The sequence below is a fragment of the Rhizobium sophorae genome (assembly GCF_013087515.1).
Taxonomy (GTDB): Bacteria; Pseudomonadota; Alphaproteobacteria; order Rhizobiales; family Rhizobiaceae; genus Rhizobium; species Rhizobium sophorae.
This window is the reverse complement of record NZ_JABFCN010000023.1, coordinates 200442-215964: the sequence shown is the minus strand read 5'-3', so window position 1 is coordinate 215964 and position 15523 is coordinate 200442. Positions and strand designations below refer to the sequence as shown.

Below are 15523 nucleotides of genomic sequence, written 5' to 3'. Positions count from 1 at the left end.
CGCTCTTGGGAGGATCGAAGTGAAGACGAAGAAGCTTATCAACTCCGGCGCAGATGCCGTCGATGAGATGCTGCAGGGGATCCTGGCGGCGCATCCGCGCCATCTCTACGCGGTAGAAGACATGCCCCGCGCGATCATTGCCAGAAACGGGCCACGCAAGGGCAAGGTCGGGCTGGTCATCGGCGGTGGGTCCGGGCACGAGCCGACATTTCTGGGGTTTGTCGGCAAGGGCCTGGCGGATGCGGCCGCGATCGGCAATGTCTTCGCGTCGCCGCCGCCCGATCCGATCATCGCCTGCGCCATGGCGGTCGACGGTGGCGCCGGTGTCCTGTTCATGTATGGCAATTATGCCGGCGACGTGATGAACTTCGACATGGCCGCCGAGATGCTCGCGCTTGACGAGATCGAGGTGCGCACCGTGCTCACCACGGATGACGTGGCGTCCGCCCCTGCCGATCAGCGGGACAGGCGGCGGGGCGTGGCGGGCAACGTCTTCATCTTCAAGGCCGCCGGCGCAGCCTGCGATCTTCTCTATTCCCTTGATGATGTCGAGCGCGCAGCCCGCCATGCCAATGCGCGAACCTATACGATGGGTGTCGCGCTCTCGCCCTGTTCGCTGCCCCAGACCCTCCGGCCGAACTTCCTGATCGGCGAAGGCGAGATGGAGATCGGAATGGGCATCCATGGGGAGCCTGGCGTGGCGCGTGAGCCGCTGAGGCCGGCCGACGCGGTGACCGACGAACTCATGGACAGCATTCTTGGTGAAATCAAAGCAGATCGGGGCGATCGTGTCGCGGTCCTCGTCAATTCGCTGGGTTCGACCCCGATGATGGAACTCTACATCATGATGCGGCGCGTGAAGTCCCGGCTCGACGATGCCGGGCTCGTCATCCATACGTCGCTCGTCGGGAATTACTGCACCTCGCTCGAAATGGCCGGCGCGTCGATCACGCTCATGCATCTTGACGACGAACTTCAGCGATTGATCGACCACCCCTGTGATTGCGCGATGTTTGTGAGGTAATCGATGACGTTTGCGACCGAAGACCTGCAGCGCATGTTTGCCGGGATAGCTGAGGATATTGCGGCAGAGAGCGACCATCTCTGCGCGTTGGACGGCGCCATCGGCGATGGAGATCACGGCCTTGCCATGGATGCAGGCTGCCAGGCCGCCGCGAAAGCGGTCGGCGAACTTGACGCCGAGACTGCCCCGACAACCGCATTCAACGTCGCGGCAAAGGCATTCCTGAATGCGGTCGGCGCTTCGTCAGGCCCGCTATATGCCACGGCCTTCATGCGCGCCGGAGCGACCGCCAAAGACAAGCGGACATTGAGCGATGACGATTTTTTGCGTGTCTTCGTCGCAATGGCGCAGGGAATCCAGGAACGCGGAAAGGCCGAGCCCGGTGAAAAGACGATGGTTGACGCCTGGAGGCCCGCGGCTGACGCAGCACTGGCTGCCCGGCAGTCGGGAAAGCCCGTCCCCCAATGCTTCGAGGCGGCCGAGCGGGCAGCGCGCGCAGGCTGCCAAGCGACCAGCAACATGACCGCGGCCAAGGGACGGGCTTCGCGATTGGGGGACCGTGTGATCGGGCACATCGATCCCGGCGCCGCCTCGGCCGTCATTATCATCGCCGCGATGGCCAAATTTGCCCAGCACCACGATGGTTAGCTCATCATACCAGTTGACATGTCAATGACTATCTGCAACAAGGGGCACCGGCTTACAAGAGGAGGACGGTAATGCTGACCCTTTCTGCGAAATTGAAAACTGCGAGCATCGTTGCGATCGCCGTGGCGTCACTATCGGCCACGCCGGTTCTTGCTGAAGATATCACGCTCTGGACGCTCAACTTCGACAACAATGCTGCCAATACAGCTCTGAAGAAGGTGGCGACAGATTTTGAAGCCGCAAACCCCGGAACGCATGTCGAGATCGTCCAGCGCGCCGTCGACGAGCACAAGACCGCCTTGCGCGTCGCTGCGGGCTCCGACAAGGGGCCCGACATTTATTTCAGCTGGGCCGGCCTCGGCCTCGGCGGCGAATATGTGAAGGCCGGCCTGTCCCTGCCCCTCGACAAGTATTATGCCGAGTATAAGTGGAACGACGAATTGTTGCCCTCGGCAGCGGCTTTCGCGGACCTCTACCCCGGCGGCAAGCACGGCGTTCCCTTCACCTTCAAGGGTGAGGCCGTCTATTACAACAAGAAGCTTTTCGAACAGGCCGGCATCACGGAAGAGCCGAAGACCTACGACGAATTCCTTGCCGCGGCCGATAAGCTGAAGGCTGCAGGCATTCCTGCCTTCACCTTCGGCGGCACGGTCAACTGGCACGTCATGCGCCTCATGGACGTCATCCTTGAAACCAAGTGCGGTGCTGAAAAGCACGATGCGCTGAAGGCGATGACGTTGGACTGGACCAAGGAACCCTGCGCGACGGACTCCTTCGCGGAGTTTGCGAAGTGGACGAAGGACTATACGCTGCAGCCGTTCATGGGCATCGACAACAAACAGTCCTACAGCCTCTTCACCGCAGGCCGCGCGGCGATGATGCTCGAAGGCGACTGGCTGGTCAGCCAGCTTAACGGCTCCGGCGCCAATCTCGACGACTACGGCATTTTCCCCTTCCCGACCAACACCGATCGTCTCTACGGCTTCGCCGAGTACAACTACATCAGCACCAAGAGCAAGAGCCCTGACGTAGCGGCGAAGTTCCTCGACTACTTCCTCTCGACGAAAGTCCAGCAGGATCTGCTCGGCCAGCTGAGTTCGACCTCCGTCAACAAGAACGTACAATATGCCAACCAGAAGCCGCTCGAGGCGGAATGGCTGGGTATCTTCCAGAAATACGGCAAAGTGTACATGAACGGCGACCAGGCGTTCCCGCTCGACGTCACGACGGAATACTTCCGGGTCATCAACGATGTTGCCTCCGGCAACACCGAGCCGGCCGATGCGGCCAAGCAGTTGCAGAGCTTTATCGCAAGCCGAACCTGATTCCTCCCGAGGTGCCAGTCGATCGACCCAGCTGTCGATCGACTGGCACATTCTTTCATCAGCTGGCAGCCGCTTCACTGCCAGGAGGAAAGCATGTCACTTCGACAATCGACACATGATCCGCGCGTCCAAGCGCTCATCCTGCTCGTGCCAGCCCTGGCGATCTATGCCGTCTTTGCCCTCTATCCGATGGTCAATGTCGTCATCCTGAGCTTCCAGAAATGGAACGGGTTGGATCCGCAGCGGCAATTTGTAGGGCTTGCAAACTACTCGGCGATTTTCACGAAGGATCCTGTCTTCTGGGTTGCCTTTCGCAATACCGTCATCTGGACCTCGATGAGCCTGATCTTCCCGCCGATGGTCGGACTGCTGCTGGCGCTCAGCCTCAATCAGAAGATATTCGGCCGCAATGGCCTCAGAGCCATCTTCTATCTGCCGGTCATCATCGCGCCGATTGCTGTGGCCACCATGTGGAAGTGGATGTACGATCCGTTCTTCGGCCTTTTCAGCCAGTTGCTCACCTCGTGGGGCATGCAGGGCTGGATCAATGACTGGCTGGGCAACAGGGATATCGCCCTTTATTCGGTCTTCGTCGCCTATCTCTGGCAGACGGTCGGCTTCTCGATGGTCCTGTTCCTGGCGGGCCTGCAGAATGTCTCTCAGACGCTTGTCGAGGCAGCGCGCATCGATGGCGCCGGCCGCTGGGCGGTGTTCAAGCACGTGACATTGCCGGCCTTGCGCCCGACGATCACGATCGTTCTCGTTCTTTCCGTCATCTCCTCCCTGAAGGCTTTCGACATCGTCTATGGTCTGACGGGCGGCGGTCCGGCGCAGTCTACCCAGATGCTGGCGCTCTGGGCGTTCACGCAGGCGATGCAGATCTTCGATTTCGGACGAGGCGCGGCGATTTCGGTCGTGCTGCTGCTGATCACCATGGCTGTCGTCATTCCCTATCTCAAATGGACCCAGAAGCACGAGGAGGTTGAATCGTGACAGCTGTACCGACCGACCAGACCGCAGTGCATCTGCAGGTCGAACCATCGTCGATGAAGCGGGATCCGATTCTGATCGGCCTCTGGATCACGCTTGTTATCGTGGCGCTCGTCTGGGTCGCGCCATTCGTCTTCATCGTCTTCACCTCCTTGAAGACGCCAGCGGCTGTGACGGGCACGGGCGCCTTCGTGCCGCCAACCGAGCTCGCTTTCGAAAACTACAGCGCCGCATGGAGCCGCGGCAACTTCGCAAACTCCTTCTTCAACAGCGTCATCATAACCATCATCAAGGTGCCGCTCGGGCTGTTCCTTTCGGCGATGGCCGCCTATGCCCTGGCCAAGATCAAGCTGAAGATCACCAAGGCCCTGCTGCTGCTTGTCGTGTTCGGCACGATGATCCCCTTCCAGGTAATGCTTGCGCCGCTCTTCACCCTGGTCAATTCGTTCGGCCTCATCGACACCTACCCCGGCGTCATCCTCCCCTACATCGCCTTCGGCGTTCCCTATCAGGTTTTCATCCTGCATGGCTTCTTCAAGAGCATTCCCAAGGAGCTGTCGGAAGCAGCGCTGATCGACGGTGCAAGCCACTTCATCATCTTCAGACGGATCTTTCTGCCGGTGTGCCTGCCTGTGCTCGCCGCACTGCTCATCCTCGACTTCGTCTCCACCTGGAACGAATTCGCCATGGCGCTGGTGCTGCTCCAGGATCAGCACATGTGGACCTTACCGCTCGGCCTGATGTCGTTTCAGGGGCAGTTCTCGAGCAATTACGGCCAGCTCAATGCGGCCATCGTGATGACCGTCCTGCCGGCAACGATCGTCTATCTCATCTTCCAGCGTTACTTCGTCTCTGGCCTCACCTCAGGTGCCGTCAAAGGCTAGCGACCGCAAAAGCATTCACGAGGAGAATATTCTATGTCTGATGCAACAGTCGAAAAATGGGGCGTGTTCGAGGCCTCCTTTGATGGACCCTCCGGCGGAAATCCCTATCTCGACGTGGCATTCGATGCCGTGTTCACCCACAAGAGCCGCGAAGTCCGCGTGCCGGGCTTTTATGACGGCAACGGCACCTACCGCATCCGCTTCATGCCGGATTGCGAAGGCGAATGGTCCTTTCTGACCCGTTCCAAGACTGCTGCACTCGACGGCAAGACCGGCGCATTGACCGCGACCGAGCCTTCAGCCGGCAATCACGGCCCGGTGCGTGTGCGAAACAAATTCCACTTCGCCTATGCGGACGGCACCCCGTTCCTGTCCTTCGGGACGACCTGCTACGCGTGGACGCACCAGCCGCTCGACATGCAGAAGCAGACCCTCGAAACCCTCAAGAAGGCCCGCTTCAACAAGATGCGGATGGGCGTGTTTCCGAAGGATTATCCCTACAACGTCAACGAGCCGCTGCACGCCTGCTTCGAACGCGGGGCGGATGGAAGGGAAGACTTCGATCGTCCGAACCCCGCCTCGTTCCAGCACTTCGAGAAGCAGGTCGCAGCGCTCTGCCAGCTGGGGATCGAAGCCGATATCATCATCTTCCACCCCTATGACCGATGGGGATATGCCGACATGTCGGCCGAACAGGATTTTCGCTATGTCGAATATCTGGCCGCTCGTCTCGCCGCCTACCGAAACGTCTGGTGGTCGCTTGCCAATGAATATGATTTTCTCATCGATACGAAGCCGATGGAGCAGTGGGATCGCTACTTCCACATCCTCGAAGAGAACGACCCCTACCAGCACCTCCGCTCCATCCATAATGGCGACGTGACGTCGAATTTCGATCATCGCAAGCCGTGGGTGACGCACACCTGCATTCAAAACCCTGACGTTAAGCGCACGCAGGAATGGCGCGATGCCTACGGCAAGCCTGTCGTCAACGACGAGCCCGAATATGAGGGCGACATCCTGCAGTCATGGGGCAATCTCAATGCGCATGAGCTCGTGCATCGCTTCTGGATCACGATGGCGCGCGGCGGCTATGCCGGCCATGGCGAAACCTATTCCCATCCGGAGGATCTGATCTGGTGGGCAAAAGGCGGGGAACTGCGCGGTGAAGCGTGGAAGCGCATCGCCTTCCTCCGCGACCTTCTGGAAGCCGATGTCAAACACGGCCTCGAGCCGCTGGGCATCATCGGCGAATGGCCCTGGTCTCGCGTGTCGGGCGCGCGCGACGGTGACGGCGATTTCCGCCTGATCTATTTCGGCGAGCATCAGCCGGTGATCTGGTCCACGGGACTGCCCGTCGACGGCGACGATTATGATGTCGATCTCATCGACACATGGGAGATGACGATCACGCCGGTCGAGAAGGTGGCAGCTCCCGTTCCGCATCCGACGCGCCATGGCTCAGTCGTGCGCGGCGGCAAGCCGGACGCGGCCTTCGGCGTCAAGATTCCGCGCAAGCCGTACCAGGCGCTGCGCGTACGCAGGAAGCGCTAGAAGATGACAAGGGGTACGAAATGTCTGGCCTGAGCATCAGAAACGTCAAGAAATCCTTCGGTCCGGTCGATATCATTCATGGTGTCGACGTCGAGATCGCCGACGGCGAATTTACCATTCTCGTCGGGCCCTCCGGCTGCGGCAAGTCGACATTGCTGCGCATGATTGCCGGGCTCGAGGATATCACCGCCGGTCAAATCAGCATCGACGGCCGGGTCGTGAACAATCTGCAGCCGAAGGATCGCGATATAGCGATGGTCTTCCAGAACTATGCGTTGTACCCGCAGATGACGGTTTCCCAGAACATGGGATTTGCGCTCGAGCTCGCCGGGGTCAAGCGGCCGGAAATCGAACAGAAGGTCGGGGAGGCTGCAGCGATTCTCGGATTGCAGCCGCTTCTCGATCGAAAGCCGGCTCAGCTGTCGGGCGGACAGCGGCAGCGCGTCGCCATGGGCCGGGCCATCGTTCGCGATCCGAAAGTCTTTCTTTTCGACGAGCCCCTCTCCAATCTGGATGCGAAACTGCGCGTGAAGATGAGGGCGGAGATCAAGGCTCTGCACCAGCGCCTGAAGACCACGATCGTTTACGTCACCCACGACCAGATCGAAGCCATGACCATGGCTGACAAGATCGTCGTGCTCCACGGCGGCCGCGTCGAACAGATCGGCAGTCCGCTCGAACTCTACGACCGACCGCGCAATATCTTTGTCGCCGGCTTCCTCGGCTCCCCCGCGATGAACTTTCTCGAGGGAACTCTTGAGGGCGCAGGCAACCCGGCTTTGTCGCTGCCGGGTGGGTCACGCGTAGCGCTTTCGCGGGCTCCAGCCAATTCCGCCAACAGACCGCTGACACTGGGTATTCGTCCCGAAGACATCACCTTCGGTGGTGAAAACGGTGTGGATGCCGTGGTCAAGGTGGTCGAACCCACGGGATCGGAAACCCATGTCGCCGTGGAACTCGACGGCAGGGAGCTGACATGGGTGGTTCGCGAACGTGTCGAGCTGGTGCCGGAACAGCCGGTGAAGCTTTCTTTCGAGACGGCCAAGGTTCACTTCTTCGACCGGCAGACGCAGCAGCGCCTGAACGCCTGAATAAGGCGCGTCAGCAGGCGCGGAACCGGAACTTGATGGCATGGGGAGTTCTTGATGATTCCTCGTCTTCGGAACGAGTGGTGACTTGTAATCTCTGATCTCGCCGATAGGCTGTTCGTTCAAGACGAGGTAGCCAAGACATGCACATTCGAAGAGCCGTCTCCGCCGACGCGGAGGAGCTGAGCAGTCTTTTGAACGAAATCATCATTGCCGGCGGAACCACCGCACTCGAGACGCCGCTTTCGGCTGCCGAGTTCGCGGACTGGTTCATCGACGGCGAGTTTCCTCTTACCTGCCATGTTGCAGAGCACCATCAGTCGCTCGTCGGCTTCCAATCCCTGAGCTTATACGGCGACCCGCCGAAAGGCGTTGCCGACATCGCCACCTTTGCCCGCTTGAACTCAAGAACCCCAGGCGTCGGCAGCGCTCTCTTCCCCGCAACCCGAGCCGCAGCGGAAGAGTTCGGGCTCGAATTCATCAATGCGACCATTCGGGCCGACAATGTCAGCGGCCTTGGCTATTACACAAAGATGGGCTTCGAGACCTATGATCGGCTGGTCCAGGTTCCGCTTCAAGATGGAACGCCCGTCGACAGGATCAAGAAGCGTTTCAGAGTGGACGCCAGGCACCACACGATACCCGACGCCTGAACCTGTTCGATGGCGCTGTGGGAGTGCTTGGCATCCAAGGACCGAACCGGTTCAGCCTTGCCCAGCGTCGCCTGTCGCAAGGGGTCCGACAAGCCGATGCGGCCTCTTTGCAGCTACACTTTGATATGCGGCGACGAGGTTGAATTTTGCAGCCTGCGGAATATTAACCTCATGAAGTAACAATGTAGTTTTCCATAATGGAAGAGAAATGACCTTTAGCTTCCGTCACGAGTTCCTTGCCCCATGAGTCAACCGTTCGGGGTGGAGATGAATTTCGAGCCGCAAGGACGTAAAAAGAAATAGATCAAAGCCATGCCGGGAGATTTGCCCATGCCGACTGCGATGTTCACAGCCGACGAGCTGGCGGTGATCCGCCGCGCTTACGCCCACCAGGTGGCGGCAACCGCCGCAACGACGAACCCGCGGATCGAGGCTGCCTTTGCCACTGTCCCGCGCGAAAAATTCCTCGGCGCGCCGCCATGGCAGATCGCCAATCTCGGCGGCGGGTATCGTCCCCTCCCCTCCTCCGACTTGGTTCTGGCCTATCAGGACGTGCTATTCGCGCTGCAGTCCGAAAAGGGTGTCAACAATGGTAGTCCCTCGCTGCATGCCCGACTCCTGGCTGAGCTGGACATACAAATCGGCGATCGCATAACCCATATCGGTGCCGGCACCGGCTATTACAGCGCCATTCTTTCGGAGCTTGTCGGCGCTTCCGGTCATGTCTATGCCGTCGAGATGGATCCCGATCTGGCTGGCCACGCTCAAAAAGCGCTTGCCGATCGGGCCAATGTCAGCGTCATCAACGCCGACGGCAGCCAATGGCCGCAGCAAGAGGTGGATGCGATCTATGTGAATTTTGCCGTCGCGCGGCCCGCGGAACCCTGGATCGAACGGCTTCGGCCTGGAGGGCGCCTGGTGCTGCCACTCGGCGTACCGCGCCAGGACCGACCGCCGAAGGGCGGCCGTCATGCATCCCATGGCGCCGCACTTCGGATTGAGCGCGGCGAGAGTGGATTTGCGGCGCGTTGGATCAGCGCAGCCTATTTCGTTTGCGCCAATGGTGGATTGTCGATCGATGACAACGAGATCGAGGGGCTGACAGCCGCATTCAGGCGCGGCGGTATCGAGTTCGTCAAAAGCCTGCTCTGGAAAGCAGAACCGCGGATAGGGCGCTGCTGGTATATCGGCGACCAATGGGCGCTCTGCTATGACGACGTCTGAACCATCCACGCCGCGAAAGTCGGCTGCCTGATCTGAGCAAGGAACGAAAGCGATGTGGCACAGGTCGCCAAAGAGCTCGATGTTCTCGACGCCATCCTGCCTTTCGATCGACGCGATCAGCTGACGCACTTCTGACCGACGATGCGTCACCACGCTCAAACATCTGGCGCAGGGAAGCATGGGTGGCAAAACGTCCAAAAGCCGGTTCGGAGCTGGGCCATCTCGAAGCCTGTACAAGCTCGCCACCGGCGCCCTGCCCTATCCAACGCTGGGATGCCTGCTGCTGAAATCTGCCGGCCTTCATCCTTGATGATCGGACCAAGGGCGCCAAGGATCCGAGCGACGACTACGCAGGCGGAGTCGAGACGGGATTGAGCGCCGACGGCTTGTTGAAATCTGTGGCCCGCATGCGCTGGGTTACGGTGCACCGACAGCCGACCTGCTGCTTCCGCGATGCTGACACGATCCGACCAGCGCATTTGACACATCCTCCTGGAAGGAGCCGCTCAGACCGATGGCAAAAGTCATTAAGCGGCCGCGGCCACACCATAGCTGATCGGCAGCGCCCTGGCCCATGCTCGCCGGGACCGGATCGACACGAATGGAAATTGAGGATTCGTTGCCCGTCCGACGGCGACTGCCAGAATGACAAAAGCCCGGCACGGGAGAGGTGCGCCGGGCTTCGATAGTGACCGACAGCCTGGGAGGAGGAGTGCTGTCCGTCGGACCGAAGCGGCTCGGAGGGGTTAAGCGCTTCGGTCTGTCACGAGGTAATGTTGCAATGCGGCGAATTCAAGCCTAGTGGCTGCGCGGATGTCGCAGACGAACGCCCAAGAAAATACAATCTCCTCTCGCACTCGATCGGTGCTGGGCGTGGGGTTGTCCGCGGACAACTTGTCGATCAGCGATCCCGGCGGAGGCAATTCTGCGACCTTCAGCGGACCGATCTGCCCCATCACGAAATAATTGATGCGCGAACCAGGGATCGCACTGCGGGCGCGCCAAGAACTGGACGCGAACGGAGATTTCCGCAATGATCGACGGCGATCCGCGTTGGATCTGCCTTGCCCAACCCTTCACTCGATCGACGGCGCGGCATCGAGTGCCTCCACCTGACTGACAGCCGGATTGGGCGAGACATCGAACAAGATGACCACCAAGCTGGCCGATCTGGCGCCAATCACCGACGACCGCGACAACACCGCACCATCCGTCCAAACATATGCGGATGGTGCGGCCAGCGCTCAGCCATCCGCTGCACCATTCGAGGCTTCGGCCTTGGCCCACAAACCTCAGGAGAGCAGACCAATCGACACAGCTTGGACCAGCCAACCGATCGACGCATCATAGACTGACAGGCTGATGGGTTCGCCGCCGCCACGTGCCCCCATCTCTACCCTTAGCCGAGGCGCGCCCGCAGGGCCTCGAAGGACAGGGCTGGCCGCCGGCCCTCCCTTTAACTCAATTGGTGAAATCAACAGCGTCACCCGATCTGCTGGAGGGCCGCGTTGCCGTTAGCCAGGCAGCTTTTCGTCGAGCGACGGGAGCCTCGATTGCCGACCCGATAAGGGGACGCAAGAGCCGCAAGGACGATGGCGCTGCGGCTGCCCCTATCCTTGCCGCATTCTCTTTCGATGAGTAAAGCTGCGGCGCCTACAGCGCCGCAATTTTCCGGTTGGACGGCGCTCCGCTCCTCGCCAGACAAGGAGCAGGCTTCGGCATGCGGGCCTGTCGGAACGCTTGAAGCCGAATGCGCCCCGCCTGTTCAGCAGGGCGTACGAGACCGCTTCTCTCAGATGTCAGGCAGAGCCGTGGCTGCGGCAACGACAGCCGTGCAAACCAATTGCTGCGGAACCCGGCTGACGTGCAAACGCTCTCGCGGCTACCACGTCGATCATCCGGTTGTCCGCGGACAACGGCATGATCAGGCAACGTTCAGCCTTGCAGCTAGGGTTTGCGGATTCGCCTGGGAAAAGGCGCAGGGTCGGCTGCCCATCCGCCATGAAGCCGGCTTCTGTGTAGCAGTTGGCCGACAGTACGGCTGCCTCACCGTCATTCGGTCTTCCTGCAACCGGCAGGAAGGGGAGGGGTCGTCCTTCGACTTTGAAGGATCGGCAGTTCACAGCCGAATTCTTCTGGCGGCTCCGCCCACTGCGAAGGGGCGGTCGCTGACTTCGGCCGGCGGGCCGTCAGCGCATCTGACGCAGCGGCGACCACCGATCTGCTTGCAGCAACGAGCCGCGCTGAAGAACGGCAGCGTCAGGCCCGCTTTGTCCTGAGATGGCCGTAGCACCAAAACCGCGCCATCATGTCAGACGGGCCGCGTCCATCACCGATGCACCCTATTTGATGACGGGCAGCCCTTGCTGTCAGTCAGTCTAGAAGGCCTGCGTCCATCGCGGCCGATATGTCGGAAGATGTTCCTACGCCTTGTGAACGGGATGCCGAGCAGCGTTTGCGGTGACGGCCGGGTAGGGCCGCCTACGGCAAAATAACGCCGGGCTACGAACTGGCCGACGTTCGAAGGGGCGCGCGTCGTATGCCACCTCCTCGCGGCGCAGCTGACTACGTGTGGCCATTTGATCGATTGCGGCGCGTTCTGCCGATTGCCGCCCCGCTATCAAGCAACCGCCGGGGCCATGGAGATCGCGTCTGCGGGCCGGGCAGTGTCTCGGTCTCGACGACGCCTAGCCATAAGGCGCGCTGAGCGAAAGCATTCGGCTCGCAGGGGCAAATCCGGTATTTGCCCGTTGATAACGCAAACGGCTATTGCAGGCCATTGTCACCAGCGCTATTGTTTTTGCGGGTTTGCTGCACAGCGCGTGTAGGTGCGGGTCGCCGACAGGCGCCGGTATCGGATGGCGGCAGGTGGAATTCAGGTCCAAGTCGCGCTTTCGATATGAGCCGCGCACCAAATCTACCGCTTCGGCTGCCAAGTCGCCCCATCGGTAGACCTGTCGAAAAGACTCTCACCACAGCGGTAACGAAACTAAAGTCTGGATTTGCTTCCGTAGCAGGTTTCGACTGCAGTGATATCAATGATTTATGGGCGCAACGGTGGCGCCGTCCCATCGTTCCAATCCCTGCCTCCTGATCCGATTAGAGAAGCAGGCAATCACAGCCTGCATCAAATGTCCGCAGGAAAGCAACGGCTTGCATCCTTTAGCGGCACCCCGCGTTATCTCCGCACCAGCTCGGAGAACATCCTCATGCCTGATGTGCTTCACCTCAAGAGATTCCCCATTGCAGCGGCAATAATGGCCGCAGCGATTGGCGCACTTGTGCTGATGCAGGCGACTGAGCGCAGGTCGGTCGCTCGGTCTGGGGATCCCGGCCGCGCAGGTGACGATCATGGCCGCAGTGCCAGCACGCCCGAGGCTATCCCATTCAGCGGCCTTCGCGACGTGTTCTGGCGCGTCTTCCACGAGGTCCTCGCCGACCGGGTCACTTTGATTGCCGCGGGCGTGACCTTCTATCTGCTGCTGGCGCTGTTTCCAGCCATGGCGGCTTTGGTATCACTCTACGGGCTGGTTGCAGATCCGGCCACCATATCCGAACATCTTCGCGAATTGGCAGGCCTGATGCCATCAGGAGCGTTCGATCTTCTTGCCAATCAGATCAAAGATCTCGTCGATCGGCGCGACGCAACGCTCGGCATCACATTCTTCGTCGGCCTCGGCATCGCCCTCTGGAGCACGCATAGCGGCACGCTGGCGATCTTCGACGCGATGAACGTAGCCTATGAGGAGGAAGAGAAGCGGGGGCTTGTCCGGTTGAACCTGATCGGCCTCTGCTTCACCTTGTGCGCGATGCTTTTCACGGTTGTCATGGTGGCGCTCGTCGGGGTCATGCCGGTTGTTCTCTCCTATCTCTGGCTCGATCAGTTCAAGGAGCACATGGCCCTTCTCCTGCGATGGCCGCTGCTTCTGCTGGTCGTCGCAGTGGCCGTTACATCGGTCTACCGCTTCGGCCCCAGCCGCGAGCCTGCCAAGCTCCGGTGGATGACGTGGGGCGCGGTTCTGACCACGATCGCCTGGGCCGCCATGTCCCTCGGCTTTTCTTTCTATCTGGACCATTTCGCCAATTACAACGCGACATACGGCACGCTCGGCGCGCTGATCGGCTTCCTTATCTGGATCTGGCTTTCCGTCGTCATTCTCATCGTCGGAGGGGAGCTTAACGCCGAACTGGAGCATCAGACTGCGAAGGACACGACGACGGGAACGCCACTGCCAATGGGTGCGCGCGGCGCCTATGTCGCGGACACTCTGGGCGAGACCATGAACTGACCGCGATGATTGCTCCTCTTGTATGGTTTTGATGTATTCTGCCATTTCGCCAGTCCCGAAACAGGAGACGATGATGACCGCCCCGCATCCTTCCAAAACCCATATCGGCAATCATGCCTTGCATCCCGAGACGCAGATGCTGAACTACGGCTACGATCCCGAACTCTCGGAAGGGGCGGTCAAGCCACCGGTGTTCCTCACCTCCACCTTCGTGTTCAACACGGCCGAGGATGGCCGCGACTTCTTCGATTACGTGTCTGGCCGCCGCGAGCCGCCGGAAGGGAAGGGGGCGGGCCTCGTCTACTCACGCTTCAACCATCCAAACAGCGAGATCGTCGAAGACAGGCTCGCCGTCTACGAACGGACGGAAAGCGGCGTGCTGTTTTCATCCGGCATGGCGGCGATCGCCACCACTCTGTTCGCCTTCGTCCGGCCGGGGGACGCGATCCTGCATTCGCAGCCGCTCTACGGGGGAACCGAAACATTGCTGGCAAAGACTTTTCTGAACTTCGGCGTCGCCGCCATTGGATTTGCCGACGGCGTCAGCGAAGGACCGGTGCAAAAGGCGGCAGAAGAGGCGATGGCCAAGGGCCGCGTCTCTGTCATCCTGATCGAGACGCCTGCCAATCCGACCAACGGTCTGGTCGATGTCGCGATGATCCGACGCGTGGCCGACATGATTGGTGCAAGACAGGGCCATATGCCGATCATCGTCTGCGACAACACCCTGCTCGGACCGGTCTTCCAGCGACCGATCGAGCACGGCGCCGATATCTCGCTCTATTCGCTGACGAAATATGTCGGTGGTCATTCGGATCTGATCGCCGGCGCCGTTCTTGGTCGCAAGGCGGTGATCAGGCAGATCAAGGCCCTGCGCGGCGCGATCGGCACCCAGCTCGATCCACATTCCTGCTGGATGCTCGGCCGTTCGCTGGAAACGCTGCAGCTGCGCATGGAACGGGCAAACAGCAACGCGCGGGCCGTCGCCGACTATCTGCGCGATCACCCGAAGGTCGAGAAGGTCCACTATCTGCCCTACCACGATCCGGAATCGCCGGCCGGCCGGACCTTCATCACGCAATGCACCGGCGCCGGCTCCACCTTCTCTTTCGACATCCGCGGCGGTCAGCCAGCCTCGTTCAAATTCCTGAATGCGCTGCAGATCTTCAAGCTCGCCGTCAGCCTCGGCGGCACGGAATCGCTTGCAAGCCATCCTGCCACCATGACGCATTCCGGCGTGCCCGCCGATGTCCGCCAGCGCATCGGCGTTCTGGAATCGACGATCCGCCTTTCGATCGGCATCGAACATCCGGACGATCTGATCGCCGACCTCGAGATGGCGCTGCAGGCTGCGTGATCGGGGAAAACCGATGCCCGGCGGCGCCGGGCATCGTTACCATTTTATTTGTCGTCGATCGTCAGTTCCGTCTCGTCGGTGTCCAGCACGAAGACCGCAAGCAGGCGCGCCGGCTTGGTGTCGCTGGCGTTTGCGCTGACGCTGTGGTGATCGCCGGGAAATTCGGCGAAGCTTTCTCCGGCCTTATACGTTTTCACCGGGCCGTCGTTCACCGCGCTGCGGATCGCCCCTTCGAGAACGGTGGCGTAGATGAAGGCCGAATCCGGATGGGTATGGCCGGGCGACAGGCCGCCGGGCTCATATTCCACCATCACAGCCTTCATGCTCTTGCCGGGAACATTGGGAAGCTTCTGGTCGAAAACGACGCTTATCTTCGCTTTCCCACCTCCGGCGTGAGCTTGAGTACCAGCGGCAAGGACAAGGGCGAAGGCCGCTGCCGAGATCATTTTTCTGAGCATGTCTGGTCTCCTTCGTTAATGGAACGAGC

General features: G+C 60.5%; 13 protein-coding genes. 11 read left to right on the top strand and 2 right to left on the bottom strand.

Translation table 11 applies throughout. The features are described from left to right. Positions 1-19 precede the first annotated feature (19 nt). From G9X64_RS14730 to G9X64_RS14690, 9 genes are all read left to right on the top strand, one after another. Positions 20-1024 carry a dihydroxyacetone kinase subunit DhaK gene (locus G9X64_RS14730; RefSeq protein WP_171376803.1) on the top strand — a complete coding sequence of 335 codons (1005 nt, stop codon included), beginning with the start codon at positions 20-22 and terminating at the stop codon, positions 1022-1024. A 3-nt stretch (positions 1025-1027) separates the two neighbouring features. Beyond that, positions 1028-1672 carry a dihydroxyacetone kinase subunit DhaL gene (gene dhaL, locus G9X64_RS14725; RefSeq protein ID WP_171376802.1) on the top strand — a complete coding sequence of 215 codons (645 nt, stop codon included), beginning with the start codon at positions 1028-1030 and terminating at the stop codon, positions 1670-1672. A gap of 71 nt (positions 1673-1743) precedes the next feature. Continuing rightward, positions 1744-2997 carry an ABC transporter substrate-binding protein gene (locus G9X64_RS14720; RefSeq protein WP_171376801.1) on the top strand — a complete coding sequence of 418 codons (1254 nt, stop codon included), beginning with the start codon at positions 1744-1746 and terminating at the stop codon, positions 2995-2997. 93 nt (positions 2998-3090) lie between these two features. Further along, complete coding sequence (locus G9X64_RS14715; RefSeq protein ID WP_171376800.1) at positions 3091-3990, top strand: carbohydrate ABC transporter permease; 900 nt, start codon at positions 3091-3093, stop codon at positions 3988-3990. Then, on the top strand, positions 3987-4871 hold the full coding sequence (locus G9X64_RS14710; RefSeq protein WP_171376799.1) for a carbohydrate ABC transporter permease: 885 nt from the start codon (positions 3987-3989) through the stop codon (positions 4869-4871). Before G9X64_RS14715 ends, G9X64_RS14710 begins: the two co-directional genes overlap by 4 nt. Before the next feature lie 33 nt (positions 4872-4904). Continuing rightward, entirely contained in the window at positions 4905-6425 is a 1521-nt protein-coding gene (locus G9X64_RS14705) for a DUF5060 domain-containing protein (protein WP_168308906.1), read from the top strand. Between the two features lie 20 nt (positions 6426-6445). After that, positions 6446-7516 (top strand): ABC transporter ATP-binding protein, encoded by a 1071-nt coding sequence (locus tag G9X64_RS14700; RefSeq protein WP_168308907.1) that lies wholly within the window; start codon positions 6446-6448, stop codon positions 7514-7516. Positions 7517-7656: 140 nt separating this feature from the next. Beyond that, positions 7657-8166 carry a GNAT family N-acetyltransferase gene (locus G9X64_RS14695; protein WP_168315844.1) on the top strand — a complete coding sequence of 170 codons (510 nt, stop codon included), beginning with the start codon at positions 7657-7659 and terminating at the stop codon, positions 8164-8166. A 330-nt stretch (positions 8167-8496) separates the two neighbouring features. Continuing rightward, positions 8497-9390 (top strand): protein-L-isoaspartate O-methyltransferase family protein, encoded by an 894-nt coding sequence (locus tag G9X64_RS14690; protein ID WP_246270956.1) that lies wholly within the window; start codon positions 8497-8499, stop codon positions 9388-9390. Between the two features lie 1076 nt (positions 9391-10466). Here G9X64_RS14690 and G9X64_RS37000 read toward each other — a convergent pair. Continuing rightward, positions 10467-10592, bottom strand: a complete 126-nt coding sequence (locus G9X64_RS37000; protein WP_281360233.1) for a hypothetical protein — start codon at positions 10590-10592, stop codon at positions 10467-10469. A 2007-nt stretch (positions 10593-12599) separates the two neighbouring features. Between G9X64_RS37000 and G9X64_RS14685 the strand changes: the two genes are divergently transcribed. Both G9X64_RS14685 and G9X64_RS14680 read left to right on the top strand, forming a co-directional pair. Continuing rightward, positions 12600-13679: a YihY/virulence factor BrkB family protein gene (locus G9X64_RS14685; RefSeq protein ID WP_171376797.1), complete on the top strand. Its 1080-nt coding sequence runs from the start codon at positions 12600-12602 to the stop codon at positions 13677-13679. 73 nt (positions 13680-13752) lie between these two features. Beyond that, on the top strand, positions 13753-15036 hold the full coding sequence (locus tag G9X64_RS14680; RefSeq protein ID WP_171376796.1) for a cystathionine gamma-synthase family protein: 1284 nt from the start codon (positions 13753-13755) through the stop codon (positions 15034-15036). Between the two features lie 44 nt (positions 15037-15080). Here the strand turns inward: G9X64_RS14680 and G9X64_RS14675 are convergent, their stop codons facing one another. After that, complete coding sequence (locus G9X64_RS14675) at positions 15081-15494, bottom strand: cupin domain-containing protein (protein WP_163873572.1); 414 nt, start codon at positions 15492-15494, stop codon at positions 15081-15083. Positions 15495-15523: the final 29 nt, after the last annotated feature.

Bases quoted from the DNA above. Each gene is read 5' to 3' on its own strand.
- dhaL (WP_171376802.1), top strand. From the start codon at position 1,028: ATGACGTTTGCGACCGAAGACCTGCAGCGCATGTTTGCCGGGATAGCT.
- G9X64_RS14720 (WP_171376801.1), top strand. From the start codon at position 1,744: ATGCTGACCCTTTCTGCGAAATTGAAAACTGCGAGCATCGTTGCGATC.
- G9X64_RS14715 (WP_171376800.1), top strand. From the start codon at position 3,091: ATGTCACTTCGACAATCGACACATGATCCGCGCGTCCAAGCGCTCATC.
- G9X64_RS14705 (WP_168308906.1), top strand. From the start codon at position 4,905: ATGTCTGATGCAACAGTCGAAAAATGGGGCGTGTTCGAGGCCTCCTTT.
- G9X64_RS14700 (WP_168308907.1), top strand. From the start codon at position 6,446: ATGTCTGGCCTGAGCATCAGAAACGTCAAGAAATCCTTCGGTCCGGTC.
- G9X64_RS14695 (WP_168315844.1), top strand. From the start codon at position 7,657: ATGCACATTCGAAGAGCCGTCTCCGCCGACGCGGAGGAGCTGAGCAGT.
- G9X64_RS14690 (WP_246270956.1), top strand. From the start codon at position 8,497: ATGCCGACTGCGATGTTCACAGCCGACGAGCTGGCGGTGATCCGCCGC.
- G9X64_RS14685 (WP_171376797.1), top strand. From the start codon at position 12,600: ATGCCTGATGTGCTTCACCTCAAGAGATTCCCCATTGCAGCGGCAATA.
- G9X64_RS14680 (WP_171376796.1), top strand. From the start codon at position 13,753: ATGACCGCCCCGCATCCTTCCAAAACCCATATCGGCAATCATGCCTTG.
- G9X64_RS14675 (WP_163873572.1), bottom strand. From the start codon at position 15,494: ATGCTCAGAAAAATGATCTCGGCAGCGGCCTTCGCCCTTGTCCTTGCC.